Source organism: Mesorhizobium sp. B2-8-9 (genome assembly GCF_006439475.1).
Taxonomy (GTDB): Bacteria; Pseudomonadota; Alphaproteobacteria; order Rhizobiales; family Rhizobiaceae; genus Mesorhizobium.
Genome location: NZ_VFTQ01000024.1, coordinates 18800 through 44370, shown reverse-complemented (window position 1 = coordinate 44370; position 25571 = coordinate 18800). Strand labels below are relative to the sequence as shown.

Sequence of the window (25571 nt, the reverse complement as noted above, 5' to 3'; positions counted from 1 at the left end):
GCGACCGAGGTCAATCACGTTCTTGCTCCGGCCTGCAACCGGTAACGGTCGAGGGCGACCGCCACGATGATGACCAATCCCTTGATGATGTACTGCCAGATGTCCGAGACACCGGCCAAAATGAGCCCGTTGGAGAGCACGGCGATGATCAGCCCGCCGATCAGCGTGCCCCAAATCGAGCCGACGCCGCCGACGAAGCTGGTGCCGCCGAGAATGACGGCGGCGATGGCATCGAGCTCGTAGGACTGGCCTAGCTGCAGGCCATTGGCGGCGTAGAGTCTCGCCGCCGACATGACGCCGCCGAGGCCCGCGAGCAGGCCCGACACGCCATAGACGAAGAGCAGCACCAGCGGCACCTTGATGCCGGTGAGGCGCGCCGCCTCGGCATTGCCGCCCACGGCATAGATCCAGGTGCCGAGCACGGTGCGCTTGAGCACCAGCCAGGACAGCACCACCACGGTCAGCGCGATGATGACAAGCCAGGGAATGCCGAACAGTGAGCCATTGCCGATGAAGTCGAAAGGCAGGTCGGAATTGAAGACTGTCGTATCCTCGCCGAGCAGGCGGGCGACGCCGCGCACGGCGGTCAGCGAGCCCAGCGTGACAATGAAGGGCGGCAGCTTGATGTAGGCGACAAGCAGCCCGTTGATGACGCCGAAGCCGAGGCCGAGCAAAATGGCGGCCGGAATGCCGAGCATGCCCCAGTCCGGCACCAGCGACACCAGCACAGCGACCATCGCCGAGGCCGCGAGGATCGAGCCGACGGATAGGTCGATGCCGCCGGTGAGGATGACGAAGGTCATGCCCGCGGCCAGCACGATATTGATCGACGACTGCTGGCTGACGATGAGCAGGTTGGTGCCGGTAAGGAAGCGCGGGTTGATGAACTGGAAGCCGACAGCAAGCAGCACCAGAACCGGCAGCATGCCGAGCGCGGCGAAGGCCGTGCGCAGCCGTCGGCTCCTGACCGCTGCCTGATCCGCCGCTTTCGCCACTGTTGAGCTGTCGGTCATCTTGTCGGTCCTTCCTTGGCCGCCCCCGTCGCAAGTTCCATGATTTCTTCCTGACGCAGCGGCCTGCCCTCCGACGCCGTCACCTCGCCGGCGATGGCGCCGTCGCGCATCACGAGCACGCGGTCGGCCACCCCGATTACTTCGGGCAGTTCGCTGGAGATCATGAGAATGGCGATGCCCCGGCCGGCAAGACTGTCAATCAACCGATAGATCTCCGACTTGGCGCCGACGTCGACGCCGCGCGTCGGCTCGTCGAGGATGACGACCCTGGGCTCGGTCTCGAGCAGGCGGGCAAGCAGCACCTTCTGCTGGTTGCCGCCCGACAGTGAGCCGGCATTGGCCTGCGCCGAGCGCGTGCGGATCGAGAGATCGGCGATGGCCTTGGCGGCACGCCGCTCGGCGGCGGTGAAATCACGAAAACCGCCGGCGCGCGCGTCTTTCGCAAGCACGCCCATATTGATGTTGTCGGCGATCGACATGTCGAGAAACAGCCCGAGCTCCTTGCGGTCCTCGGTGAGGTAAGCAATGCCGGCCTCCAGCGCCTCGCGTGGCGAAGCGATGGCAATCGGCTTGCCGTCGAGCTCCAGCTCGCCCGCGCTGCGGCGGTCGGCCCCGAAGATCAGCCTCGCGAGTTCGGTGCGGCCGGAACCAACCAGCCCCGCCAACGCCAGCACCTCCCCGTGGTAAAGATCGAACGAGCAGTCCTTCAGCAATCCGCCATCCGACATGCCGCGCACCGACAGCGCAACCGGGCGCTGGCTGTCCGGCGGCCGGTGATCCTTCTTGTAGAAGGCCGAGAGATCGCGGCCGACCATCATCGAGACCAGGCGCGATGCATTGAGATCGGCGCGTTCCAGCGTGCCGACATAGCCGCTGTCGCGCAGCACGCTGACGCGGTCGGCGAGCTGGTAGACCTCCTCCATGCGGTGGCTGATGTAGATGATGGCAATGCCTTGCGCCTTCAGCGCCCCGATCACCTCGAACAGCCGGTCGGTCTCGCGCGAGGTCAGCGAGGTGGTCGGCTCGTCCATGACGATGATGCGGGCGCTGGTCGACAGCGCGCGGGCGATCTCGACCAGCTGGCGCTCGCCCAGCGACAGGCTGGAGACCAAGGCGCGCGCCGAAAAGGAGACGCCGAGCCGCTCGATGATTTCCTTGGCGCGACGGTTGCACTGGTCCCGGTCGACGATGCCGAACCTACGCGGCTCGTTGCCGAGGAAGATGTTCTGCGCCACAGTCAGGTTCGGCGCCAGCGACAGCTCCTGGTAGATGACCGCGATGCCCTGGGCGCGAGCCTTGATCGGATCGCCGCTGGCGACCGGCGCACCGTCGATCAGGATCTCGCCGCCGGCATCCGGCCGATAGGCGCCGGACAGCACCTTCATCAGTGTCGACTTGCCGGCGCCGTTCTCGCCCATCAGCGCATGCAGTTCGCCGGCATTGACGGTGAGCGATACGTCGTGCAGGGCCAGGACGGGACCGAAGGTCTTGGAGATGTGGCGCATCTCCAGCACCGGCCTTTGCGACGCCTCGACGTGAGCGGCGGCGCTCATTGCGCACCTCCTGCCGCCGCGCCGGCGATGTGGCGTCCGGCAATAAGGCCGCGCCAGTCGTCGCGGTAGCGATCCAGGCCTTTGAAGTCCGCGGCGCGTACCGGCTCCGGCCTATTGGCGGCGAATTCGCGGCCGATGCTCTCGAAGGCGAGAGCCGCGGCGCCCGTGGCGCTGCCTTCCAGCGTGGCCCCCTGCAGGAAGGATTGGCCGGGCCGCAGCGCCGCCAGGAGGCCGGCAAGCATCCCATCCGCATTCAGTCCGCCATCGACGATGACGGTGCCTGCCGAACGGATCAGGTCGAGCGAGAGATCGATCATCAGAGCCACATAAAGCAGCGCCACGGCGGCGCGCTCCCCCGCACCGGAAACGGGCCCGAGGATCTCGCCCGTCCGGCCCGGCAGCGGTCCGCCCGGGGCAAAGCTCGGCACGGCCATCGTGCCGGCGTCGATCGCCCGCTGTATGCCGGCCGGGGCGATCGCGCCTTGCCAGTTGCCGCTGATCGCGGCGAATTCGCGCCCGCCCATGAAGCGGATCGTAGGCACCGGGCCGCCATCGACATCGACATTGGCCAGCATGTCGCGCTCGCGGTCGAGCGCCTCGAACGGACAGTCAGGGTTGAGAACGATCACCCAGGTGCCCGTCGACACCACAGTGAGCGGCCCGAGGTCCTGCCGGCGATACGCATGGAGCGCGGCATTGCTGTCATGGACGCCGTTGTGAATGGCGACCGGTCTGCCCGCCCGGCCAAAGCGCCGCTCGCCGGTCACGGCGCCGGCGTGCGCGAAGGCGGGCATGCGGCCGCGCCAGCCCTCGGCATCGACCAGCGAGGAGAAGTCACGCTTGCTCGGTGCCCACAGATGCGAGTGGCAGCCGAGATAGGAGACTTCCGAAACGGCGTGGCCGCCGAAGCGCCAGCTCCAATATTGCGGATAGCCGAGAATCGCCTTCGCCGCCGAGAACGCGCCGGGCTCCACTTCCTTCAGCCACAGCATGTGGCGGCCATAGTTGAAGCCGAGCGGCAGGCGCGGCGAGAAGGTCTCGGCGAAATCGGGAATGCGCCGATCGATCCGCGCGGCGATCTCGGCGGGCGGCTCCTGCTCATAGTCGAGGATCGGATGCGTCAGCGCCGTATCGTCGACCAGCGCGAAGGTGCAGCCGTGGCCCGACACCATCAGACTTTCGATGCCGTGGGCATCCGCGGCCTCGTTGACGGCGTCCAGCGCCCAGTCATGCAGCGCCGTTTCGTCAAGCACGCTGAGCCCGCTTTTGCGTATCCAGTCGGGTTTCGTGCGCCGTTCGTCGAGGATGCGCCCGTCCTGGTCGAAGACGAACAGCTTCGAATTGGTCTTGCCGAAATCGAGCACCGCCACCTTCACTGGACGGCTCCCGAAGGCGAGGCGATACGCACGGCGACACCGGCATCTTCCAGCATGCGCGCATCGGCGTCGGACAGGCCGTCATCGGTCACCAGCGTGCCGATGCGCGACAGCGGCAGCGCGACATTGCGGGCGTGGATCGACAGCTTCCGGCTGTCCGCCAGCACGACGATCTGGTCGGCGCAAAGGCTGAGATCGATGATCGAGCGCACCAGCAGCGGATGCGATTCCAGCACGCCCTCATGGCCGAGGCCCTGCGCGCCGAGAAAGAACTTCGAGGCATAAAACGGCACGGCCTGGGTGAGCGAATGGATGATGCCGGGCTCGCGGTGCAGATCGCCGCCGGCGATGGTCAGGCTGCAATGGCCATGGTCGCTGAGATAGGCGGCGAGCGGCATGGAATTGGTGAAGAGGCGAATGTTGCGTTCGGCAAGCTTGACGCCGAGATGGAAGCAGGTCGAGCCGCCATGGACGATGACCGCATCGCCGTCGCGCACCATGGTGGCGGCTACAGCGGCGATTTGCCGTTTGGCATCGACCGCCAGGTCACGGTTCTCGTCATAGGGCCTCGCATAGGCGATGCCGGCATGCGAGGCGCCGTCGAGCGCCGAGATGCCGCCATAAACCTTCCTGGCTTCGCCGGCCTCGTCGATCTTGTCGATGTCGCGCCTGACCGTCGCCGCCGACACGCCAAGCCGCTCCTGCAGTTCACGCACCGAAGCGAACGGCCGGTCCCGCAATAGCTCGACGATCTGACGCTGGCGGCCGGAGTCGCTCAACTCTTCCTCCCGACAATGCCATTTTGCATGACAATTGATGCAACTTACTCAACATCAGTCGGATTGCAAGCCCGTTTTGACGATAATAGATCACTGTTGACGTAGATCGCTCGCATCTGCGATATCAGCACCAATCATTCTCCTGTAATGGGAGATCGTGCGAGACCGACGAGCCGTTGGAGGAAGATCGCAATGGCGACCACAGTTGATGCGCAGGAGCTGGCAGCCTTGCGGACACTTTCGGCAGCCATCGGCGACGATCCGCACCTGACACAGGCAGCCGGCGGCAACACATCGCTGAAGGCAGGGGACACGCTGTGGATCAAGGCCTCCGGCACCTGGTTGAGGGACGCGCTGACCGACGACATCATGGTACCGGTCGCGATGGGTCCGCTCGTCGAGGCCCTCGAACGGCGCGATCCGAGCGCCGACAAGCCGCAGGCCTTTGCCATCGATGCCCTCAATCCGCGCGGCTTGCGCCCTTCGATCGAGACCATCGTACACGCGCTGATGCCGCAGCGAGTGGTGCTGCATGTCCACTGCGTCGAGGCAATTTCACTCGCCGTTCAGGCCGATTGCGAGATCGAGGCCGGGCGGCGCCTCCAGGGCATCGCGTGGGCTTATGTCCCCTATCGCCGGCCGGGCCTGCCGCTTGCCCAGGGCATTGCCGAGCGTCTCGGGCAGGGGGTCGACGTGCTGATCCTCGGCAATCACGGACTGGTCGTCGCAGCGGAGACCGTGGCCGAGGCGGAGCGTCTGCTGCACCGGGTGAGATCGCTTTTGGCCCGCCCGGCGCGGCAGACACCGATCCCGGATATAGCGGCGCTGGCGGCACTTGCCGACGGCAGCGGTTACCGATTGCCGGCGGATATCGAGGCGCATGCGGTGGCGCTCGATGCGGACAGCCGCCGCATCGCCGAAGCCGGCAGCCTCTACCCTGACCACGTCATCTTCCTTGGCCGGGGCTCCGTGGTGGCAAGGCCTGGCGAGAAGGTCGCCGACGTCGTCGCGCGGCTGGGCACGAACCCCGTCGCGGTCCTCTTTCCAGGCGCCGGCGTGCTGATGCGCGGCGACGCCAGCTCCGGCGCGGACGCTATGCAGCGCTGCCTCGCCGACGTGACCGCGCGGATCGACACCACGGCGCGATTGAATTATCTCACCGCCGCCGAAAATGACGAGCTGGTCAACTGGGATGCCGAGCAGTATCGCCAGAGACTCAACGCGGCGGGTTAGGCGAATGGCGCCTCTTGCATTAGGCATCGATATCGGCACCTCCGGAGCGCGCGCCGTCGCGATGCGTCCGGACTTCTCCACCGCCGCGAGCGCCGCCGTGCCGCTCGAGCGCTTCGGCGCGAACGGCCGCGATCCGGCCGTTTGGTGGGCCGCCGTCGAAGCGACACTGCACGAGCTTTTTTCGCGCATCGATCGCATGGCTGTGCGCGCGATCGCCGTGGACGGTACGTCGGGAACCGTGCTGCCGACCGACGACGCCGGACGGCCGCTGGCCGAGCCGCTGATGTACAACGACAAGGTTCCGGATGCGGCCATCCTCGCCGTGATCGCCGGCACGGCGCCGGAGGCAAGTGCTGCGCATGGGGCGACCTCCGGTCTCGCCAAGGCGCTCTGGTTCCAGCGCCTGCCTGGCATCCACGCCGTGCTGCACCAGGCCGACTGGATTGCCGCGCAATTCTCGGCCCGCTTCGACATCAGCGACGAGAACAACAGCCTGAAGACCGGCTACGATGCCGAGGCGCGCCGCTGGCCGGAATGGATCGCGGCGACCGGCATGCGCGTGGAGCTTCTGCCCACCATTGTCAGGCCGGGTAGCGTGACCGGCAGGCTTACGGCCGCCGCCGCCGACCTGTTCGGGTTGCCGCGCGATGTCGCGGTGGTCGCCGGCACCACCGACGGCTGCGCCTCTTTCTTGGCGACGGGCGCGGCGGCCGCGGGCGACGGCGTCACCGCTCTCGGATCGTCGCTGACCATCAAGATCCTGTCCGACCGGCCGATCTCGGCGCCGCGCTACGGCATATACAGCCACCGGCTCGGCGATGCCTGGCTCGCGGGCGGCGCGTCGAACACCGGTGGCAAGGTGCTCGCCCAGCATTTTTCGCTCGCGCGCATCGTCGAACTCAGCGCCGCAATCGATCCCGCGACGGAGACCGGCCTCGACTATTATCCGCTCGGTTCGGCCGGCGAACGTTTTCCTGTCACCGATCCAACGCTCCAGCCGCGCCTGCTGCCCCGACCGGAATCGGACGCCGACTATCTCAAGGCGATGCTGGAAGGCATCGCGGCCATCGAGGCGCTCGGCTACCAGAGGCTCGCCGAACTCGGCGCGCCGAAGCTCACCTCGGTTCGAAGCGTCGGCGGCGGCGCCGCCAATGCCGCCTGGACCGCGATCCGACGGCGCAGGCTCAGTGTCGATTTTCTGCCGGCGCTCTCCGATGAGGCTGCGGCTGGCACGGCGCGGCTGGCGCTGATGGGCGCAAAGGAGGCGGGGCTGCTGCTGTGAGCGCGAAGCACGCCGTGCATCTCGACGGGATCGCAGCGCTCGCCGAACGCTACGAAGTGTTCCTGCTCGACCAGTTCGGCGTGCTGCATGGCGGACAACAGCCTTATCCCGGCGCGGTCGAAGCCCTGTCGGCGCTGAAGCGCGCCGGCAAGACCGTGGTGCTGATCTCGAATTCCGGCAAGCGGGCGGAGCCAAACGAAAAGCGGCTGCTGAAGCTTGGTTTTGAAGCGGGAAGCTGGGATCATTTCGTCTCATCCGGCGAGGTGGCTTGGCGCATCTTCCGAAACATGGCGGACTCGGGCGCGCTGCGGGCTGGCACGAGATGCCTGCTGATCAGCCGCGACGAGGACCGTTCGGCGATCGAGGGCCTGCCACTCGTTCTGACCGAGCGCGGCGATGACGCCGATCTGGTGCTGATCGCGGCCAGTGAAGGCGACCGCTACGACCTCGACCACTACCGAAGACTTCTCGGCCCGGCGGCGGCGCGGAAGGTGCCGTGCTTCTGCACCAACCCCGATCGGATCATGCTGACCGCGGTCGGACCGCGCTTCGGCGCCGGCGAGATCGCCGATCTTTACGAACAGCTCGGCGGCAGCGTCACCCGTATCGGCAAGCCCTATCCGGCGATCTACGAAGCTGCGCTGGCGCTTGCGGGACATCCGGCACTCAGCGATGTGATCTGTGTGGGTGACAGTGTCGAGCACGATATAGCCGGCGGCAACGCGGCCGGCGTGTCGACCGCGCTGGTGATGACGGGAATATTGGCCGACAGGAGCGACCTGACGGGGCTGTTCGCAGACCTTGGCGCGTGGCCTGACTACACTCTGGGCGCTTTCCGCTGGCGCTGATCCGCGGACCTATCCAATCCGGTTTCCGCTCTTCGGATCAAACAGATGCAGCGCAGCCGGATCGGCGCCGAGGCGGATGATGTCGCCCGGCCTCACATCGCTGCGGCCCATGACGAAGACGCAGACCTGCTGGTCGGCCAGCCTGACATAGAACTGCGTCGACAGGCCGAGCGGCTCGACCACCTCGACTTCGGCCTTCAGCGCGCCGTCGTCCACGAGCTTGATGTGCTCCGGCCGCAGTCCGATGGTGAGGTCGTCGCCATCCCTCATCGGCAGGCCATCCGGCAGCCGCAGCTTCTGGCCATCGGCGAGCACGGCATCCGCCTTGCCGCCCTTGGCGACCTTAGCCGGCAGGAAGTTCATACCCGGCGAGCCGATGAAGCCGGCCACGAAGGTGTTGACCGGACGGTCGTAAAGCTCCAGCGGGCGGCCGACCTGCTGCACATAGCCGTCATGCATGACGACGATGCGGTCGGCCATGGTCATGGCCTCGACCTGGTCGTGGGTGACATAGACCGACGTGGTCTTGAGCTGCTGGTGCAGCGCCTTGATCTCGGCACGCATATGGACGCGCAATTTGGCGTCGAGGTTGGAGAGCGGCTCGTCGAACAGGAACACCTTGGGGTCGCGCACGATGGCGCGGCCCATGGCGACGCGCTGGCGCTGACCGCCGGAAAGCTGGCGCGGCAGTCGGCCGAGATAGGCGTCGAGGCCGAGCCGCCTGGCGGCAGCACCTACCCTGCCGTCGATCATCGTCTTCTCGGCCTTCTTCAAAAGCAGGCTGAAGCCCATGTTGGAGGAGACATCCATATGCGGGTAGAGCGCATAGGACTGGAACACCATGGCGATGTCGCGGTCCTTCGGCGCGACATCGTTGACCAGCCGCTCGCCGATGTGGATCTCGCCGCCGGTGACTTCCTCCAGGCCGGCGATCATGCGCAGCAGCGTGGACTTGCCGCAGCCGGACGGGCCGACCAGCACGACGAACTCGCCATCGGCGATCTCGAGATCGACGCCGTGCAGGATGCGCAGCGCGCCGTAATCCTTCTCGACGTTTTGCAGCGTGACGGAAGCCATCTTTTATCCTTTGACCGCGCCGGCGGTGAGGCCGGTGACGAGATAGCGTTGCAGGAAAGCGAAGAAGACGCAGACCGGGATCAGCGCCAGGATGGAGGCCGCCATCATCTGCCCCCAGTCGACGGCGAACTTGCCGATGAAGGTGAGCAGGCCGACGGCAAAGGTCTTCTGCTCGTCGCTGGAGATCAGCATCAGCGCGAACAGCAACTCGCTCCAGGCGGCGGTAAAGACGAAGCCCAGCGTCGCGCCCATGCCGGGCAAGGTCAGCGGCACGATCACCCGGCGCATCGCCTGAGCGCGGGTGCAGCCGTCAATCATCGCCGCTTCCTCCAGGTCTTTCGGGATGCCGTCAAAGAAGGATTGCATCAGGAAGGTTGCGAAGGCGGTGTTGAAGGCGGTGTAGATGATGATCAGGCCGATCAGGCTGTTGGTCAGGCCGAGATCGCCCATGATGCGGTAGATCGGCGGAATGACCATGACCAGCGGGAAGGTCTGGGTGAGCAGCAACAGGATCGCCAAAGTCGCCTTGCCGCGGAAAGTGAAGCGCGACATGGCATAGCCGGCAAGAGTGGCGATGACGGTGACAAAGGCGGCCGTCGACACCGAGACGATGACGCTGTTGAGGAAATAGCGCGGAAAGTCGGAGGCCTCGAGCACGGTGGCGAAGTTCTGAAAAGTCGTCTGCGACGGCCAGAAGGTGATGCCTTCCGAATAGAGCAGACGCTCGGGCGTCACCGAGATCTTGAGCGTCCAGAAGATCGGAAACAGCGCGAAGATCACGTAGGCCGCGATAGCGCCGTAGAGACCGATGCCGCCGAAAATGCGCGAGGAGGTGGAGCGGCCGGCGATCATCAGACGTGCCTCACCAGGGTGCGGCGGATGGCGATCAGGCCGATAGCGTAGGCGATCAGCAGCACCAGAAGCAGCACCGCAACCGCCGAGGCGTAGCCTTTGTCCAGCGACTTGAAGGCGCTGACATAGATGTAGACCGGCACCGTGCTGGTCGAGCCGGCCGGCCCGCCCTCGGTCATGACGAAGATCAGATCGGCGAAGGTGGCGATCCAGATGGTGCGCAGCATGACGGTGATGACGATGGTCGGCGCCAGGAAGGGCAGCGTCACCTTGGTGAAGCGCTGCCAGGGCGAAGCGCCGTCGATGGCCGCTGCTTCATGCAACTCGGAGGGGATCGACTTCAGCGCCGCCAGCAGCGTGATGGCGAAGAACGGGATGCCGAACCAGATGTTGGCGACGATTGGCCCCCACATGGCGGTGGCGGGATCGGACAACACGTTGGTCGGCTCGGCCTTCAAGCCAAGCGCGAACAGCCAGTGCGGCAGCGGTCCGATGATCGGGTTGAACAGCCAGGCCCAGGTGAGGCCTGAGAGAAAGGACGGCACTGCCCAGGGCAGGAACACCACCGCCTGGACGACCTTGCGGCCGTAGAAAGGCTTGTCGAGCAGCAGCGCGAGACCCAGGCCAAGGAAGAACTGAAAGAACAGGCTGGCGACCGTCCACCACAACGTGTTGATCAGCGCCTGGCCGAGCACCTGGTCGGAGAGCATCGCCTGATACTGAGCGAGACCGACATATTGCGATTTGAAGGCCGAAAATTTGCGGAAGGAATAGCTGATGCCGATGATCAGCGGCACCAAAAGCACCAGGACCAGCAGGACGATCGCAGGCGATAGATAGAGCCACGGCTCGATCGCGGCCTTGCTCAGCCGTTGCTTTCGCGGCCGGGCGGCGGGTCGGATTTCGGAGACGGCGTAGGTCATGCGTTTTGGCTCTACGGTGGTGAGTGGGTGCCGGCGGGCAAAACAGCGTTCTTCTCCCCGTAAAACGGGGAGAAGATGCCGGCAGGCAGATGAGGGGCGGAGCCAGCCTTTCAGAAGTCAGCGCTGCCCCTCATCCGGCCCTATCGGGCCACCTTCTCCCCGTAGAAGGGGAGAAGGAAATGGCCTGCGCTTACTTCTTGTTCTTGGCCAGCCAGTCCTGCTGTTCCTTGGTCAGGAACTTCGCCCATTCGTCGGCCACGTCCTTGGCCGGCTTCTGGCCGAGCAGCACTTCCTGAAAATTCTTGATCGCCACCTGGTCGACGAAGTTGCCGAGGTTTTCCAGATGCGTCGGCGGAGTCACCATTTCATATTTGGAGCTGTCGTTGAGCTCGGTAAACCAGCCCTTGAACTGCTCGGTCTTGAAATGCGCGTCCTGGTCGGCGCCGTTGTGGATCGGGACGACGCCCACTTCCTTGGCCCATTCCAGATTGTCCTTGGGCGACAGCAGCGTCGCCATCAGCTTCCAGGCCTCGTCCTTGTGCTGGGAATTGGCGAACATCGCCCAGCCGGCATAGCCGAGCGTCGGGTAGGACTTACCGCTCGGACCCACGGGAAGCGGCGCCACAGCGAAGTCGTCGGCGCTCATCTTGTCGGCGATGCCAAGCAGCGCGTCGGGATCCTGGTTCAGCATGGCGCAGGTGCCGGAGTAGAAGCCGGTCACCGTCTCGTTGAAGCCCCAGCTCACCGAATCTTTCGGCGCCAGACCGTTCTTGTACATGTCTGCCAGCATCTGCAGGCCCTTGACCGAGCCTTCGTCATTGATGGTCGAGACGCCGTCGTCGGTGAAATAGCCGCCTTTGCCGTCGGCGATATTCATGAACATGTGCATGCCGTTGAAAGCGCCCGGGCCGCCGCGCAGGCAGTAGCCGTATTTGCCGGGGATGGCGGAGATCTTCTTGGAGAAGGAGACGAACTCGTCGAGGTCTGCCGGCGGACGGTCGAGACCGGCTTCCTTGAACAGCTTCTTGTTCCAGAACAGCGCGTTCACATAATAGCCATAGGGTATCATGAACTGCGTGTTGTTGACGGTCGAGCCGAACTGCTTGGCGCGGTCGCCGAGCGTCTTGGCGTCGGGCCATTTGGCCATGAAGGGACCGAGATCCTCGAGCTGGCCGTTGTTGGCATAGAGGCCCATCCAGCGTTCCGGCATCTCGACGACGTCGGGCGTGTCACCGGCCTGTACCATGGTGAGAAACTTCTCGAAGGCCTGGCCCCAGGGCAGCGAGACCACCTCCACCTTGATGCCCGGGTTCGCGGTCTCGAATTCGGCAATCTGCTTCTTCAGGAATTCGGTGCGCGGCGGGCTGGTGATGACCTCGACCAGCTTGATGGTGGTATCGGCCAGCGCGCCGCTGGCGGAAATCGCCAGGCCGGCTACGGCGGCTAACATGAAGGTCAGTTTTTTCATCTTCGGGACTCCCATTTTGGACGACTATTTTTTTGATTTGTCGAAGGCTTTACTTTTGTCGAAGGCTTGGGCGATGTCGGCCCAGAGGTCCTCGACATTTTCCAATCCGACGTTGAAGCGGATGGTTCGAGGGCTGACGCCGAAGCGCGCCATCGAATTGATGCCCGGCGTCTGCTCGAGCGAGGCTTTTGCCGGCACGACCAGGCTTTCATGGCCGCCCCAGCTGACGCCGATGCGGAAATATTTCAGCGCGTCGACGAAGGCCGGGATGTCGACATCCTCGGTGACCTCGAAGGAGAACAGCCCGGCATAGCCGGCTAAAGTCTTCTTGCCGGGGTGGTTGGAATAAGCGGGGTGGTTGACCCGCTCGACCTTGCCATGCGCCTTCAGCCGCTCGGCAATGATGAGCCCGCTCTTCATGTGATGCGGCAGCCTGAGTGGCAGCGTGCGCAAGCCGCGCAGCAACAGCCAGCCTTCGAAGGGCGACAGCTTGCCGCCAAGCTGCGAATAGGTCTGCTCGTTGATGTGCTTGATGTGGGAGGCCGAGCCCGCCACCACGCCGGCGACGGTGTCGCTGTGGCCGCTCAGATATTTCGAGGCCGAATGCAGCACCAGGTCGACTCCATGCGAAATCGGCTTCTGGAAGACGGGGGTGGCCCAGGAATTGTCGATGGTGGTGACGATGCCCTGCTCCTTCGCCAGCCGCGTCAGATGCTCCAGATCCTGCAGCTCGAACATCATCGAGGTCGGGCTTTCGAGATAGAGCAGCTTGGCGCCGGGAAGTGCCGCGGCAACCGCGTCGGGATCGGAGCCGTCGACATAATCGACCTTGATGTGAAGGCGCGGGAACAGGCGTTCGAACAGGCGGTAGGCGTCGCCATAGCAGTTGCGCACGGCAACCATGCGCTCGCCGGCGCCGACGAAGGCGAGCACCGTGGCACTGATCGCCGCCATGCCGCTCGAGAAACCGCGCGCGGCCTCAGCGCCTTCGAGCGCCGCCACGCGTGCCTCGAACTCCATCACCGTCGGGTTGTCGCCGCGCGAATAGATCGGCTGCTTCCTTCTGCCGGCAAAGGTGTCGGCCATGTCGGCGTAATTGGCGAAGGTGAAGAGCGAGGTCTGGTAGATCGGCGGCACCACGGCGCCGCCTGGAAACGGATCGTCATGCGCCAGCAGCGTCGCCGCCTCGCCGAGATAATCGCCGGCCAGGGAGGCCGGATCGAAGGTGTTGGGCTGCTCGTTCATCTGCGGTCCGAAAGTTCGAGGTTGGCGGCACCGCGCTTCAGATCGTCCTCAACGGTGGCGATGAGCTTCAGCGCCTCGGCGCGGGCGCCTTCCGGATCATGCGCGGCGATGCGGTCGAAGATGGTGCGGTGGTAGGGAAAGCTGGCATGGCCGAAGTCACGCACGCCGAGTGGATGCTCCCAGAAACGGTGGAAGAGCTCATGCATGGCGCTGATGATCTGCTCGAACAGCGGATTGCCGGAGGCGCGGTAGACCGCCTGGTGGAACTCCCAGTCTTCCTCCGAGGACATGCCTGCGCGGGTGCGGAAGGCATCTTCCATGATGTCGAGCTTGCGCTCGATCTCGGCGATCTCGGCCTTGCCGCCGCGGATGGCGCAAAGGGCCGCCGCCTCGGCCTCAAGGGCCCGGCGGATCTCCAGCGTGCGCATCAGGCCGGCAAAATCATTGCCGCCGGACAGCGTCAGCGGCATGTGCAGCATATCAGGGGAGACGGCGGCCTTGAGATAAGTGCCCGAGCCCTGCCGCCGCTCGACGAGGCCGAGACCCTCCCAGCGGGTCAGGGCCTCGCGAACCGTGTTGCGGCTGACCTTGAGGCGTTCGGCCAGGATGCGCTCCGTCGGCAGCTTCTCGCCGGGACCCAGAGCCTCCTGCCGCACGAACCCCGCCAAGGCCTTCAGCACCGCGTCGTCGCGCGCCGTGGTCTGGATGGGGGGCAGGAAATCGGTCACGCCGGCTGAGCCTAAAGTGGTTCAATGGTCCAACCAATTTCTGCACAGGCGGCGGGACGTGTCAACAGTCGAAACGAGGCTTGGCCGAACGGCGCGGATTTTCCGGTTCGTAGCGCCGAATCGGCAAATCGTTCTTACAACGGGACCGACATAGGTTGGATCGCCGCAAGGCCGGCTTCGGTCAGCGCGTAGACACCGCGCTCGGCCCTGGCGAACCAGCCATAGTAATTGTGCAGAAGGATGCTGGCGGCGCGCGGCGAGAGGGTTTTGAGATCGCGCGGCCGTTTCGGACCGTCGGCCAGGGCGGCGGCGCAGGCCAGCGCTTCCTGCCGGTAGGCGGTCATGATCGGCTTCTTGCGCGTGCTGCCGCCGATGGACGGATCGCCCTTGCGGCGGTGATGCTCCTCGACTAGGCGTGAGCGCCGCCTGGGATCCCGGCGCGGCGGCAAGGCGGCCGGACTGAGCAGCAGCTCCACCTCGCCCTTCTTGCCGACGCCTAGCAGGCCGAAGCCGAGGCGGCGGCAGAGCGCGCGGAAGCGGCGGTCATGCTCGCGGCCCTTGCCGCGCGCCGACATATAGGCGGCAAGCCACACCTCGTCGCAGGCCGCCGCGCGGTCGACGGCTTGCAGGACGAGCTCGAGGTTGAACTGCAGCTTCAACTCGCAGATGACGACAACCGGCGGCTCGCCGGCACGCACGCCGACCACGTCGCAGCCGCCGATCTCGCCCTTGACGGCGAAATCCAGGCTCTCGAGGAACCGCTTCACCGGCTCGTAGAGGGAAGTCTCCTGCATTCGGCAGGCATAGCCGATTCGCAGCGGTCCAGTCGCGCGGGCGTAGTAACAGTTTGCAGCGTCACCTTTCAGGGCCGATGCAGGTAGTCCTCGATTGACTGCGCCTTCATCTCGATCGAGAAGCCGGGCGCACGGGGCGGCATATAGGCGGCATCGCGGATCACGCAGGGTTCGATGAAATGTTCATGCAGGTGATCGACATATTCGATCACCCGTCCGTCCTTGCTGCCCGACACCGCGATATAGTCGATCATCGACAGATGCTGGACATATTCGCATAGACCGACGCCGCCGGCATGCGGCCAGACCGGCAGGCGGTATTTGGCGGCGATCAGAAGCACCGCCAGAACCTCGTTCAGCCCGCCCATGCGGCAGGAATCGATCTGCACGACGTCGATCGCGCCGCCGGCGATGAACTGCTTGAACATGATGCGGTTCTGGCACATCTCGCCGGTCGCGACCTTGATCGGCGCGACAGCCTTGCGGATCTTGGCGTGGCCGGCGATGTCGTCCGGGCTGGTCGGCTCCTCGATGAAGAAGGGTTTCGCGAAGGCGAGGTCCTTGAGCCAGTCGATCGCCTGGTCGACCTCCCACACCTGGTTGGCGTCGATCATCAAATAACGGTCCGGGCCGATGACCTCGCGGGCGATCCTGAGACGGCGGATGTCGTCGGCGCAGTCGCGGCCGACCTTGAGTTTGATGTGGTTGAAGCCATCGTCGACCGCCTCCTGGCAAAGGCGCCTGAGCTTCTCGTCAGGATAGCCGAGCCAGCCGGCAGAGGTGGTGTAGCAGGCATAGCCTTCGCGCTCGAGCGTGGCGATGCGCTCGGCCTTGCCCGTCTCGGCCTTCTTCAGGATCGACAGCGCCTCGGCGGGCGTGATGGCGTCGGTGAGGTAGCGGAAATCGACGATGCGCACGATCTCTTCCGGGCTCATCTCTGCGATCAGCCGCCAGACCGGCTTTCCGGCTTCCTTGGCCCAGAGATCCCAGACAGCATTGACCACCGCGCCAACCGCAAGATGCATGGCGCCCTTGTCCGGCCCGATCCAGCGCAGCTGGCTGTCGCCGGTCACGTGGTGCCAGAAGCGGCCGGGATCCTCTTTCACCCAGTCGAGATCGAGCCCCACGACGAGGTGGCGCAGCGCTTCGATCGCCGCGCAGCAGATCTCGTTGCCACGACCGATGGTGAAGGTGAGGCCATGGCCTTTCAGCGACGGAACATCGGTGTCGAGAATGACATAGGCAGCCGAGTAATCCGGGTCCGGATTCATCGCGTCCGAGCCGTCGAGACTTTGCGATGTCGGGAAGCGCAGGTCGAAGGTTCTGAGGTCTGTGATTTTGGTCATTGCTGCCTCGTAACTGGCTTGCCTCGTAACTCAACAGGCGGCCGAAACGGCCTCAGATCGACCAACCGCCGTCGATATTATAGGCCTGCCCGGTCGTATAGGTGGCGCCGGCGAGATAGACCGCAAGGTCGGCGATCTCCTCCGGCGTGCCGATCCTGCCCATCGGCTGACGCGCGATGAAGGCGGCGCGGGCCGCCTCATAGTCGCCCTGCGCCTGCATGCGGCCCTGAAGCGAGGGGCTCTCGACGGTGCCCGGGCAGATGGCGTTGCAGCGGATTCCTCTAGCGACGTAGTCGGCGGCAATCGATTTTGTCAGGCCGATCACGGCCGCCTTGGTGACGCCATAGGCAAAGCGGTTCGGCACGCCCTTCGGCGCGCCCGCCACCGACGCCATGTTGATGATCGAACCGTCGCCGCGCTCCAACATGCCGGGCAGCACGGCGCGGATGGTGCGGATCATGGCGCGCACATTGAGGTTGAAGGCGAAATCGAGATCCTCGTCCTTCATCTCCAGGATCGAGCCGGCATGGACGAAGCCGGCGCAGTTGAACAGCATGTCGACTTGGCCGATTTCGGCGAAAGCGGCCTTCACCGCGTCGTCGCTCAGCACATCGAGTTTTCGCGTCGTAATACCGGGCGTTTTGCCGAGTTCAGCCAGGGCCGCTTCGTTGATGTCGGTGGCGTGGACGATGGCGCCGGCTTTGGCAAAAGCCAGCGCGCTTGCCCGTCCGATGCCTTGCGCGGCCGCCGTGACGACCACGACCTTGCCTGTGATGTCAGCCATGTTCTTGTCTCCGTCTTTCAGCCGGGCCGTCGCTCGACGATATAGATGTGATCCGCCGCCAGCACGACCTCGTCGCGCTGGTTCAAAACCTCGACGCGTTCGATGATGCGTCCCGCGTTTGGCCGTTTCGGGTCGTCTTCCTTGGCGGCGATGGTTGTGCGCGTGCGGATCGTGTCGCCGATGAAGACCGGCTTGATGAAGCGCAGGCGGTCGTAGCCATAGGAGAAGGCGACGGGATTGACGACGCTCGCCGTCAGCCCGACGCCGACCGAGAAGACCAGCGTGCCATGCGCGATGCGCTGGCCGAAGGGCGTCGCCTTCATGAACTCGGCATCCATGTGATGCGGGAAAAAATCGCCGGTGTGGCCGGCATGGACGACGAAGTCCGTCTCGGTGATGGTGCGGCCGCTGGTGAGGCGCGACGAGCCGATCTCGTAGTCCTCGAAATAGGTGGTCTGTTCCATGTCCGGCCTTACGGCTTTGCGGCCAGCGGCGTCGCCGGCGCGGCACTCGATTTATAGGCGGCCTCGACCAGCGCCATGGTGTTCCAGGCATCCTCGACGGAGCTGACCAGCTCGGCATCTTCGCCGGATGCGAAGCGCTGGACATTGGCCATGCGGCCGACAAAGGCATCGGGGAACCATTCGCCGGCGAGCGGCACGGCGACCCAGTCCGACCCGCCTTTCGGATAGATTTCCAGAATATCCGGCTCGCCGCGCGGATAGTCGAGGTTGAGGCCGAGCTTGACATAGGCCGCGCCCTCGGTGCCGCAGATGCGGAACTCGCAGGCCTGGTAGCGGCGCCCGAATTTGTGGTCGTGGTTGATCGAGAGCGCGCAGCGCACGGTGTCACCATAGTCGAGGACGGCGCTGGTGCGGGTCTGCGCGACTTTGTGGTTGGGGTGGCCGAGCGTCTTGGCATGCACGCCCAAAGGATTGCCGAGAAGCTGGCGGATCAGGTCGAGATAATGGATCGAATGCATGGCGATCTCGACACGCGGCGCCTTGAGCAGGAATTCCCAGAGCTGCCAGGGCGTGTCCAGCGCCAGAAGCGCGTCGAAATCCACCACCTCGCCCAGCCAACCCTTGGCGATGGCGTCCTTCAGCGCCAGCATCATCGGCGCGAAACGGAGCTGGAAATTGACCGCCGCCTTGAGCTGCTTGGCGCGGCAGATTTCGAGGATCTCGGTGGCCTCGCCGAGATAATTGCCCATCGGTTTCTGGATCAGCGCCACCGCGCCATCCGGCAAAGCTTTTAGCACCTCGGCATGGCGGCCTGGCGGCGTCGCCAGATCGAAGATTGCGTCCTTCACCGCCGCAGCTTCCTCGACCGAACGGAACGCCGTCACGCCCCATGTCTCGGCCAGTTTTTGCGCCTTGGCCTGATCCGGATCGTAGAGGCCGGAAATCGGGAAGCCGGCCTTACGATAGGCGGGAAAATGCGCGTCGCCGACGATCGAGCCGGCGCCGAACGTCACGATCGAGCGCGGTTTTAAAGGCTTCGGCCAGGACTGCGCCAGCGATGCCGGATCGAAGGCATCAGTCATAATGGAAGACCTCGTCCATCGAGGCCCACCACTCGCCTTCCTTCCGCGTCTCAAGCGGCTCCTGACAGGGCATGCAAACGGACCACCATTCCTGCGTCTTCGGGTCGGCGGCCATCTTGGCCATGTCGGCGGCGTAATCGGTGCCGTGATATTCGAAATAGGAGAAAAGCAGGTTCTCCGGCCGCTTCAGGTAGATCGAATAGTTCTTGATGTTGCAGGCCGAGATCATGCTCAGCACGCCCGGCCAGACGGCAGCGTGAAGGCGGACATATTCTTCGACCTTCTCGGGCTTCAAGCCCAGTACCATTCCCATGCGCTGCATATCCGTCTCCCTATTTCACGATCGCCGTGGTGAACTCGGCGATGCTCTTTGCCTTCACGGCGTCCCAGTCCCAGTCGATGCCGATGCCGGGCTCGCTGGGCGCCAGCGCATGGCCATTCTCGATGCGCATCTTGTCGCCCGTCAACTCGTCGAGCTGCGGAATATATTCGACATATTTGCCGTTCTGGGTGGCGCAGACCAGGCTGACATGCAGTTCCATCAGGAAATGCGGGCAGACCGGCATGTCGAAAGCCTCCGCGGCGTGGGCGACTTTCAGCCAAGGAGTGATGCCGCCGATGCGGCCGACATCGACCTGGATGATGTTGCAGGCGCCCTTCTGCATGTATTCGCGAAAATGCCTTATCGAATAGAGCGACTCGCCGACCGCGATCGGCGTCCCGGTCGAGTTCGACAGCCGCGCATGGCCGTCGATGTCGTCGGCCGGCAGCGGCTCCTCGATCCAGGCGAGATCGAGCTCGCGCAACCGCTCGGCGCGGCGGATCGCCTCGTCGACGGAAAAGCCCTGATTGCAGTCGGTCATGATCTCGTAGCCGTCGCCGACCTCCTTGCGCACCGCCGACAGCCGCGCGACGTCCTCCGAACCGTGCGGCTTGCCGATCTTAACCTTCGAGCCAGTGAAGCCCTTGGCCTTCGCTTCCAGTGCATCGTCGACCAGTGCCTGCGTTTCGATATGCAGCCAGCCGCCCTCTGTCGTGTAGAGCGGGCAGCGGTCCTTGGTGCCGCCGGCGAGCTTCCAGAGCGGCAGGTTCTGCTTCCTGGCGCGCAAGTCCCACAGCGCGGTGTCGATCGCGGCCAGCGCAATCGCGGTGATGGCGCCGATGGTGGTGGCGTGGGTGGCGAATTCGAGGTCGTGCCAGATCGCCTCGATCTGGTCGGCGTCGCGGCCGATCAGGCGCGGCGCAAGATGGTCGGCCAGAAGCCGCATCACCGATGAACCGCCGGTGCCGATCGTATAGCTGTAGCCGGTGCCCGATGCGCTGTCGGCATCGGTGATGGTGACGATCGGCGTTTCCTGGCTGACGAAGCTCTGGATGGCGTCCGTGCGCTTCACCTTCGGCATGAGGTCGACCATGCGCAGTTCGATTTTCTCGATTCTCGCCATGCTCAGCTCCTCAGCGATTTACCGGTTTCGGCGGAGAACAGATGCGCGCGGCTGAGATCAAAGCTCATGCCGATCCTGTCGCCGGCTTTCAGCGACTTCGGATTGAGCATGCGCGAGACCCAGTCGGTGCCGTTGAACTCGGCGAAGACCAGTGTCTCGTTGCCGAGCGGCTCGGTGATGCTGACCGGCAGCTCGGCGCGGTGGACTTCTGTTTCGCCGCCCGAGCTCAGGCCGTGGCCGGTCGGGTAGAAATCATCGGGACGGATGCCGAACACGACCCTGTCGCCGGCAGCCGTCTTCGACTTGAACTGGCCGGGCAGAGGCAGGCTGTCGCCGCCGCTGAACATCAGCCTGCCATCGCTCACCGTCGCTTCGTGCAGGTTCATCGGCGGCGAGCCGATGAAGCCGGCAACGAAGCGGGTGGCGGGCCGGCTGAACACCTCGTCCGGCGTGCCGACCTGCTCGATATGGCCCGAGTGCATGATGACGATGCGGTCGGCCAACGTCATCGCCTCGACCTGGTCGTGGGTGACGTAGATGACCGTCGACTTCACCTTGGCGTGCAGCTTCTTGATCTCGGTGCGCATCTGCGTGCGCAGCTTGGCGTCGAGGTTGGAGAGCGGCTCGTCGAACAGGAAGACATCCGGGTCGCGCACGATGGCGCGGCCCATGGCAACGCGCTGACGCTGGCCGCCGGAAAGCTGCGAGGGGCGGCGCTCAAGCAGTTCGTCGAGGCCTAGGATGACGGAGGCCTCGGCGACGCGCCGGTCCATGTCGTCCTTGGCCGCACCCGCGATCTTCAAGGAGAAGCCGAGATTCTCGCGCACCGTCATATGCGGGTAGAGCGCGTAGGACTGGAACACCATCGAGATGTTGCGCGAGCGCGGCGGCAGGTCGTTGACCATGCGCCCGCCGATGTCGATCATGCCGCCGCTGATGTCCTCGAGGCCTGCGATCATGCGCAACGTCGTCGACTTGCCGCAGCCGGACGGGCCAACCAGCGCGATGAATTCGCGGTCGGCGATCTCGAGATCGATGCCGTGCACGATCTCCATGTTGCCGTAGCGTTTGGTGAGCTGTTTCAGCGAAACCGTTGCCATGGAATTCAACCTTTCACCGCGCCGGAGGTGAGGCCGCCGACGAGGTGTTTCTGGACGATATAGGTGAGGGTCAGCGCCGGGATGATCATTACCACGGCCAGCGCGCACATGCCGCGCCAGTCGATGGTGAACTCGGCCGTATAGTCGAGTAGGCCGACCGGCAGCGTCTTGGAATTGACGGAACGAGTGAGCTGCGAGGCCAAAGCGAACTCGTTCCAGCAGGTGAGGAAGGCGAAGATGGCGGCCGAGGCGATGCCCGGACGCGCCAGCGGAAATTCGACCTGCCAGAACGCCTGCCAGCGCGTGCAGCCGTCGATCTGGGCTGCTTCGGCAAGATCCTTCGGCACTTGGCGGAAGAAGCCGTCGATCAGCCAGATGGTGAACGGCACGTTGAGCGCGACATAGGCGAGGATCATGCCGATATGGGTGTCGATTATGCCCAGCCGCACATAGAGGAAGAACAGCGGCAGCGACAGCGCGATGCCGGGCACGGTGCGGGTCAGCATCAGGCCGAGGAACATGCCCGACTTGCCTCGGAAGCGGTAGCGCGCGAAGGCGTAGCCGCCGGCCATGCCGATTGCGACCGCGATCACCGTCGACGTGACCGAGATGATCAGCGAATTGCGGAAATAGTCGAGCACCGGAATGCCGCCTTTGCCGATACCGCTGAACATGGCGATGTAGGCATCGAGCGACACTTCTTGCGGGATCCAGACCGGCGGCTTGGCCATGATCTCGACGGTGGGCCTGAGCGACGACAGCACGATCCAGATGCCCGGCAGGCAGATGACGAGCATGGCCAGGAACAGGCCGACGCGATGCGCGACGGTCAGCGCGCGGCGCGTCAGGCGGGCGGAGGCGTTCTCGTCCATTCTCACCACTCCGCGCCGATCTGCGCGCGCGCCGCGGCGAGCTTGTTGTAGAAATAGACGGTGAAGGCGATCGACAGCAGGATCGAGAAATAGGCCATGGCATTGGCCAGGCCCATGCGGGCGTCGCTGTAGGCGGTGCGTCCGACCAGCGTCCACAACAGCTCCGTGCGGCCGGCCGGGCCGCCATCGGTCATGATCTTGACGATGTCATAGGCGCGCGCCACGTCGAGCGAACGGATCGTCATGGCGATGTAGGCGAAAGGCATGACGAAGGGCCAGGTGACATAGCGGAAGGTCTGCCAGGGCGTGCAGCCGTCGACGCGGGCGGCCTCGATCGGCTCCTTTGGCATGGCGAGCAGGCCGGCCAGGATCAGGATGGCGAAGATCGAGGTCGACGACCAGATCTCGGCGATCGTGATGGCGATGAAGGCGAGGTGGCCCTCGATCAGCCACGGGATGGCGTCCTCAGTGATGCCCAGCGACTGCAGCGCGTTGTTCACCAGGCCGATATTGTCGTTGAACATGAATTTGAACTGGAAGCCGACCAGGATCGGCGAGAACATCATCGGGAACATCATCAGCGTGCGCAGGATGCGCTGGCCGCGCGTCGCCTTCTCGACCAGCATGGCCAGGCCGAGGCCGAGCAGCATCTCGAGGTTCAGCGCGATGGTGAGCAACAGAACGGTGCGGCCGAAGGCCCACCAGAAATCCGCATTGGTGAGGATCGACAAATAGTTCCTGAAGCCGACGAAGACGAAGAAGGTCTCGGGCCGCGTCAGGCGGAAGGGCGTGAAGCTGGAATAGAGCGACAGGATCAACGGTAGCACCACCACAGCCGCCAGCACGACCATGGCCGGAAGCAGCAGCAGGAACGGCGCGGATGGCTTGAAGCCCTTCATCAGGATCCTGTGGTGTATTGCATTCATTTCGGGCCGCCACGGGCATGGCCCCGGCCGGAGCGGAAAGTCAGCGGCGACAAGACGCTGTCGCCTCCCCCATTCACGATGGGGGAGGCAGCCTTGGGAGTGCTGCTTAGAGCTTGCCGGCGTCCTGAAGGATCTGCGTCGCCTTGGCGGCCGCCTCGTCCAGGGCCTGCTTGGACGTCTTGTCGCCAAGGATCGCCGCCTGCAGCTCGGGGTAGACGGCGTTGGAGATCTCGATCCACTCAGGCGTCTGCGGCACGGCGAAGGCGTGCTTGGCTTCCTCCTGGAAGGCGGCGAGGACCTCCTTCTTGTACGGATCGTTCTCAGCCTGCTTCAGGTCCCAGTCCCAAACCGCGGTGCGGGTCGGCAGCGGGCCGGCGGCGGCTTCCAGCTTCTGGCTGTCCTCATTGGTCAGCCACCACGCCAGAGAGGCGGCGGCTTCCTTGTTCGGGCAGTTCTCGGTCACTGAGAAGCCATGGAAACCCGACCAGCCGGTGCGCTTGCCGGAAGACCCCTTGGGCGCGACCTTCACGCCGACATTGCCGGCGACCTTCGAGGACTTCGGGTCGTTGAAGAAGCCGGCCCAGCCCGGCCAGTCGAGGTTGATCGCCACGGTGCCCGAGGCAAAGCCCTGGCCGAGATCGTCCCAGAGATAGTTGGTGGTGCCGGCCGGCACGGCCTTGGCCTTGTAGAGGTTGACGAACCAGTCCAGCGCTCGGATGCCCGCCTCGGAGTTGAAGACGGGCTTGCCGTCCTTGTCGAGATATTCGCCGCCCTCGGCGACCACCATCTCGTAGAAGCGGCCGTTGATCGCCTCTTCCTTGCCGGCGAACTGGGTGCCGTAGAAATTGGGCGGGTTGGCGAAGAACTCGGCCTGGTCGGTCACTTCCTTCCAGGTGTCGGGTGGCGCAAGGTCATAGCCGTATTTGGCCTTGAACTTGGCCTTGTTGTCGGCGTTGTCGTAGAGGCTCTTCTGGTAATAGAGCGCCGAGACATCGAACTGCGCGCGCGGCAACATTTCCAGCTTGCCGTCGATGGTCGCGGCCTTGATTGTCGACGGCACGAAAGCGCCGATCTCTTCCTTCGGCAAGAGCTTGCTGAGGTCGGTGTAAAGGCCGGTATATTGCGGCGCGAAGGACGAATGGTTCCAGCCGACGCACCAGTTGGTGCTGCCCGAGGCGACGTCGGACTTCAGCTCCTTGTCGATGTCGAAGCCGTTCTTCTTGGTCAGGATGTTGACCTTGGCGCCGGTCGCCTTCTCCCATTCGGGGATGCGCTCGTAGAGCTTTTCATATTGCTGGCCGCCGATCAGCTTCACGTCGATCGTCACGCCCGGAAATTTGCCGGGCAGATCGGCCGAAAACGCAGTGCCGCTCAGCAGCAGGCCAGCCAGGCCGGCGGAAATGCCTAGAACCAGTCTCGTCATGTTCTCCTCCCATAGGCTCGCAGCGACGGCCTGCCGAGTGCGCGGCTAATCGCTTAAGTTTCATTCATATGCAAATAGCATTTTCATTCCCGGGTCAAGCCGATTGTGCTTCCAGCGGAATGAAGTTCATGCATATATGCAGACCGAAATTCACTGGAGGGACGGGTGGCAGAGGAAGAAGACGGGGACCGCTACCGCGCGCCGGCGCTGGACAAGGGGCTGGATATTCTTGAGTTGTTGTCCAGCGTGGACGGCGGGCTGACGCAGGCGGAGATCGCAAAGCGGCTCGACCGCAGCCCGAACGAGTTCTACCGCATGCTCGACCGCCTGGTGCGGCGTGGCTATGTCACCAAGATCGATGGCGACCGTTACTCGCTGACGCTCAAGCTCTTCGGCCTCGCGCAATTGCATGCACCGGTTCGCCGGCTGGTGTCCTATGCGACGCCGATCATGCGGGAGCTGGCCGAAACCTCATCGCAGGCCAACCAGCTGGTGGTGTTCGACCGGGGCGCCGCCGTGGTCATTGCGCAGCAGGAAGCGCCGCGCTATTGGGGCATCTCGATCCGCGTCGGCTCGCATATCAGCTTGTTCGACACTGGTTCCGGCCATGTGTTGCTTGCCTTCCGCTCGCCCGAAGAGCGCAAGATGATGATCGCCGAGCATCTGCAGAGCACCGAGCATCTCAATCTGACGCCGGAATTCTTCGCCCGCCTCGACCAGGTGCGCGACCGCGGTTACGAGATGATGGCGTCGCTGCAGACCGCCGGCGTCTACAATCTTTCGACGCCGGTGCTGGGGCCGGACGGCAGAGCCATCGCGGCGTTGACCATTCCCTACATCACCTTGGTCAACGCCCCCACGGCGCCGGACATCACGCTGACAATCCGGCATCTGCAGGATGCAGCGGCAAGGCTCTCGCAGCTCGCCGGGTCGGATGTGCCACAATCGTCGTAATTTC

The 25571-nt window shown here is 64.5% G+C and carries 25 protein-coding genes; 4 read left to right on the top strand and 21 right to left on the bottom strand.

Annotated features, from left to right (window positions below; genetic code table 11):
- Positions 1 to 14 precede the first annotated feature (14 nt).
- The 4 genes from FJ423_RS24460 to FJ423_RS24445 are packed head-to-tail and all read right to left on the bottom strand — an operon-like array spanning position 15 to position 4721.
- Positions 15 to 1013: a ribose ABC transporter permease gene (locus FJ423_RS24460; RefSeq protein ID WP_140845601.1), complete on the bottom strand. Its 999-nt coding sequence runs from the start codon at positions 1011 to 1013 to the stop codon at positions 15 to 17.
- Positions 1010 to 2566 (bottom strand): sugar ABC transporter ATP-binding protein, encoded by a 1557-nt coding sequence (locus FJ423_RS24455; RefSeq protein ID WP_140845600.1) that lies wholly within the window; start codon positions 2564 to 2566, stop codon positions 1010 to 1012. Before FJ423_RS24455 ends, FJ423_RS24460 begins: the two co-directional genes overlap by 4 nt.
- On the bottom strand, positions 2563 to 3942 hold the full coding sequence (locus tag FJ423_RS24450; protein ID WP_140845599.1) for an FGGY-family carbohydrate kinase: 1380 nt from the start codon (positions 3940 to 3942) through the stop codon (positions 2563 to 2565). The genes FJ423_RS24455 and FJ423_RS24450 overlap by 4 nt, the downstream gene beginning before the upstream one ends.
- Entirely contained in the window at positions 3939 to 4721 is a 783-nt protein-coding gene (locus FJ423_RS24445; RefSeq protein WP_140845598.1) for a DeoR/GlpR family DNA-binding transcription regulator, read from the bottom strand. Before FJ423_RS24445 ends, FJ423_RS24450 begins: the two co-directional genes overlap by 4 nt.
- Positions 4722 to 4913: 192 nt before the next feature.
- Here FJ423_RS24445 and FJ423_RS24440 point away from each other — a divergent pair, with 192 nt between their 5' ends.
- From FJ423_RS24440 to FJ423_RS24430, 3 genes are read left to right on the top strand one after another with little or no spacing between them, the layout of a single operon-like run.
- Positions 4914 to 5954 carry a class II aldolase/adducin family protein gene (locus FJ423_RS24440; protein ID WP_140845597.1) on the top strand — a complete coding sequence of 347 codons (1041 nt, stop codon included), beginning with the start codon at positions 4914 to 4916 and terminating at the stop codon, positions 5952 to 5954.
- Positions 5955 to 5958: 4 nt separating this feature from the next.
- A complete protein-coding gene (locus FJ423_RS24435; RefSeq protein WP_140845596.1) occupies positions 5959 to 7236 on the top strand; it encodes an FGGY-family carbohydrate kinase in 1278 nt (425 codons plus the stop codon).
- A complete protein-coding gene (locus FJ423_RS24430) occupies positions 7233 to 8084 on the top strand; it encodes a TIGR01459 family HAD-type hydrolase (protein ID WP_140845595.1) in 852 nt (283 codons plus the stop codon). Before FJ423_RS24435 ends, FJ423_RS24430 begins: the two co-directional genes overlap by 4 nt.
- A gap of 9 nt (positions 8085 to 8093) precedes the next feature.
- Here FJ423_RS24430 and ugpC (FJ423_RS24425) read toward each other — a convergent pair whose 3' ends face one another.
- From ugpC (FJ423_RS24425) to FJ423_RS24345, 17 genes are all read right to left on the bottom strand, one after another.
- Complete coding sequence (gene ugpC / locus FJ423_RS24425; RefSeq protein ID WP_140845594.1) at positions 8094 to 9161, bottom strand: sn-glycerol-3-phosphate ABC transporter ATP-binding protein UgpC; 1068 nt, start codon at positions 9159 to 9161, stop codon at positions 8094 to 8096.
- 3 nt (positions 9162 to 9164) lie between these two features.
- The gene (locus tag FJ423_RS24420; RefSeq protein WP_095769336.1) at positions 9165 to 10013 is read right to left on the bottom strand and encodes a carbohydrate ABC transporter permease; all 849 of its coding nucleotides are present in this window, start codon (positions 10011 to 10013) and stop codon (positions 9165 to 9167) included.
- On the bottom strand, positions 10013 to 10936 hold the full coding sequence (locus tag FJ423_RS24415; protein WP_140845593.1) for a sugar ABC transporter permease: 924 nt from the start codon (positions 10934 to 10936) through the stop codon (positions 10013 to 10015). The genes FJ423_RS24420 and FJ423_RS24415 overlap by 1 nt, the downstream gene beginning before the upstream one ends.
- A gap of 190 nt (positions 10937 to 11126) precedes the next feature.
- Positions 11127 to 12404: a sugar ABC transporter substrate-binding protein gene (locus FJ423_RS24410; RefSeq protein ID WP_140845592.1), complete on the bottom strand. Its 1278-nt coding sequence runs from the start codon at positions 12402 to 12404 to the stop codon at positions 11127 to 11129.
- Between the two features lie 24 nt (positions 12405 to 12428).
- On the bottom strand, positions 12429 to 13649 hold the full coding sequence (locus tag FJ423_RS24405; RefSeq protein ID WP_140845591.1) for a PLP-dependent transferase: 1221 nt from the start codon (positions 13647 to 13649) through the stop codon (positions 12429 to 12431).
- The gene (locus FJ423_RS24400; RefSeq protein ID WP_140845590.1) at positions 13646 to 14377 is read right to left on the bottom strand and encodes a FadR/GntR family transcriptional regulator; all 732 of its coding nucleotides are present in this window, start codon (positions 14375 to 14377) and stop codon (positions 13646 to 13648) included. Before FJ423_RS24400 ends, FJ423_RS24405 begins: the two co-directional genes overlap by 4 nt.
- 134 nt (positions 14378 to 14511) lie before the next feature.
- On the bottom strand, positions 14512 to 15171 hold the full coding sequence (locus FJ423_RS24395; protein ID WP_140845589.1) for a DUF2161 family putative PD-(D/E)XK-type phosphodiesterase: 660 nt from the start codon (positions 15169 to 15171) through the stop codon (positions 14512 to 14514).
- A 68-nt stretch (positions 15172 to 15239) separates the two neighbouring features.
- Entirely contained in the window at positions 15240 to 16517 is a 1278-nt protein-coding gene (locus tag FJ423_RS24390) for an L-fuconate dehydratase (protein WP_140845588.1), read from the bottom strand.
- A 52-nt stretch (positions 16518 to 16569) separates the two neighbouring features.
- Positions 16570 to 17301: an SDR family oxidoreductase gene (locus FJ423_RS24385; RefSeq protein ID WP_140845587.1), complete on the bottom strand. Its 732-nt coding sequence runs from the start codon at positions 17299 to 17301 to the stop codon at positions 16570 to 16572.
- Between the two features lie 17 nt (positions 17302 to 17318).
- Positions 17319 to 17765 carry a MaoC/PaaZ C-terminal domain-containing protein gene (locus tag FJ423_RS24380; RefSeq protein WP_140845586.1) on the bottom strand — a complete coding sequence of 149 codons (447 nt, stop codon included), beginning with the start codon at positions 17763 to 17765 and terminating at the stop codon, positions 17319 to 17321.
- Between the two features lie 8 nt (positions 17766 to 17773).
- Positions 17774 to 18847: a Gfo/Idh/MocA family oxidoreductase gene (locus tag FJ423_RS24375; RefSeq protein ID WP_140845585.1), complete on the bottom strand. Its 1074-nt coding sequence runs from the start codon at positions 18845 to 18847 to the stop codon at positions 17774 to 17776.
- Positions 18840 to 19169 (bottom strand): L-rhamnose mutarotase, encoded by a 330-nt coding sequence (locus FJ423_RS24370; RefSeq protein WP_140845584.1) that lies wholly within the window; start codon positions 19167 to 19169, stop codon positions 18840 to 18842. Before FJ423_RS24370 ends, FJ423_RS24375 begins: the two co-directional genes overlap by 8 nt.
- A 10-nt stretch (positions 19170 to 19179) precedes the next feature.
- Positions 19180 to 20292, bottom strand: a complete 1113-nt coding sequence (locus FJ423_RS24365) for a mandelate racemase/muconate lactonizing enzyme family protein (RefSeq protein WP_140845583.1) — start codon at positions 20290 to 20292, stop codon at positions 19180 to 19182.
- A 2-nt stretch (positions 20293 to 20294) separates the two neighbouring features.
- Positions 20295 to 21392: a sn-glycerol-3-phosphate ABC transporter ATP-binding protein UgpC gene (gene ugpC / locus FJ423_RS24360; RefSeq protein WP_140845582.1), complete on the bottom strand. Its 1098-nt coding sequence runs from the start codon at positions 21390 to 21392 to the stop codon at positions 20295 to 20297.
- Between the two features lie 5 nt (positions 21393 to 21397).
- The gene (locus FJ423_RS24355; protein ID WP_140845581.1) at positions 21398 to 22264 is read right to left on the bottom strand and encodes a carbohydrate ABC transporter permease; all 867 of its coding nucleotides are present in this window, start codon (positions 22262 to 22264) and stop codon (positions 21398 to 21400) included.
- A 2-nt stretch (positions 22265 to 22266) separates the two neighbouring features.
- Positions 22267 to 23163: a sugar ABC transporter permease gene (locus FJ423_RS24350; RefSeq protein WP_140845644.1), complete on the bottom strand. Its 897-nt coding sequence runs from the start codon at positions 23161 to 23163 to the stop codon at positions 22267 to 22269.
- Positions 23164 to 23296: 133 nt separating this feature from the next.
- Positions 23297 to 24613, bottom strand: a complete 1317-nt coding sequence (locus FJ423_RS24345; RefSeq protein ID WP_140845580.1) for a sugar ABC transporter substrate-binding protein — start codon at positions 24611 to 24613, stop codon at positions 23297 to 23299.
- A gap of 165 nt (positions 24614 to 24778) precedes the next feature.
- Here FJ423_RS24345 and FJ423_RS24340 point away from each other — a divergent pair, with 165 nt between their 5' ends.
- On the top strand, positions 24779 to 25567 hold the full coding sequence (locus FJ423_RS24340) for an IclR family transcriptional regulator (protein ID WP_095769349.1): 789 nt from the start codon (positions 24779 to 24781) through the stop codon (positions 25565 to 25567).
- The last annotated feature ends 4 nt before the right edge of the window (positions 25568 to 25571 follow it).

Bases quoted from the DNA above. Each gene is read 5' to 3' on its own strand.
- FJ423_RS24455 (WP_140845600.1), bottom strand. From the start codon at position 2,566: ATGAGCGCCGCCGCTCACGTCGAGGCGTCGCAAAGGCCGGTGCTGGAG.
- ugpC (WP_140845582.1), bottom strand. From the start codon at position 21,392: ATGGCAACGGTTTCGCTGAAACAGCTCACCAAACGCTACGGCAACATG.
- FJ423_RS24420 (WP_095769336.1), bottom strand. From the start codon at position 10,013: ATGATCGCCGGCCGCTCCACCTCCTCGCGCATTTTCGGCGGCATCGGT.
- FJ423_RS24415 (WP_140845593.1), bottom strand. From the start codon at position 10,936: ATGACCTACGCCGTCTCCGAAATCCGACCCGCCGCCCGGCCGCGAAAG.
- FJ423_RS24410 (WP_140845592.1), bottom strand. From the start codon at position 12,404: ATGAAAAAACTGACCTTCATGTTAGCCGCCGTAGCCGGCCTGGCGATT.
- FJ423_RS24395 (WP_140845589.1), bottom strand. From the start codon at position 15,171: ATGCAGGAGACTTCCCTCTACGAGCCGGTGAAGCGGTTCCTCGAGAGC.
- FJ423_RS24405 (WP_140845591.1), bottom strand. From the start codon at position 13,649: ATGAACGAGCAGCCCAACACCTTCGATCCGGCCTCCCTGGCCGGCGAT.
- FJ423_RS24345 (WP_140845580.1), bottom strand. From the start codon at position 24,613: ATGACGAGACTGGTTCTAGGCATTTCCGCCGGCCTGGCTGGCCTGCTG.
- FJ423_RS24370 (WP_140845584.1), bottom strand. From the start codon at position 19,169: ATGCAGCGCATGGGAATGGTACTGGGCTTGAAGCCCGAGAAGGTCGAA.
- FJ423_RS24375 (WP_140845585.1), bottom strand. From the start codon at position 18,847: ATGACTGATGCCTTCGATCCGGCATCGCTGGCGCAGTCCTGGCCGAAG.
- FJ423_RS24390 (WP_140845588.1), bottom strand. From the start codon at position 16,517: ATGACCAAAATCACAGACCTCAGAACCTTCGACCTGCGCTTCCCGACA.
- FJ423_RS24435 (WP_140845596.1), top strand. From the start codon at position 5,959: ATGGCGCCTCTTGCATTAGGCATCGATATCGGCACCTCCGGAGCGCGC.
- ugpC (WP_140845594.1), bottom strand. From the start codon at position 9,161: ATGGCTTCCGTCACGCTGCAAAACGTCGAGAAGGATTACGGCGCGCTG.
- FJ423_RS24380 (WP_140845586.1), bottom strand. From the start codon at position 17,765: ATGGAACAGACCACCTATTTCGAGGACTACGAGATCGGCTCGTCGCGC.
- FJ423_RS24460 (WP_140845601.1), bottom strand. From the start codon at position 1,013: ATGACCGACAGCTCAACAGTGGCGAAAGCGGCGGATCAGGCAGCGGTC.
- FJ423_RS24365 (WP_140845583.1), bottom strand. From the start codon at position 20,292: ATGGCGAGAATCGAGAAAATCGAACTGCGCATGGTCGACCTCATGCCG.
- FJ423_RS24385 (WP_140845587.1), bottom strand. From the start codon at position 17,301: ATGGCTGACATCACAGGCAAGGTCGTGGTCGTCACGGCGGCCGCGCAA.
- FJ423_RS24355 (WP_140845581.1), bottom strand. From the start codon at position 22,264: ATGGACGAGAACGCCTCCGCCCGCCTGACGCGCCGCGCGCTGACCGTC.
- FJ423_RS24440 (WP_140845597.1), top strand. From the start codon at position 4,914: ATGGCGACCACAGTTGATGCGCAGGAGCTGGCAGCCTTGCGGACACTT.
- FJ423_RS24350 (WP_140845644.1), bottom strand. From the start codon at position 23,163: ATGAAGGGCTTCAAGCCATCCGCGCCGTTCCTGCTGCTGCTTCCGGCC.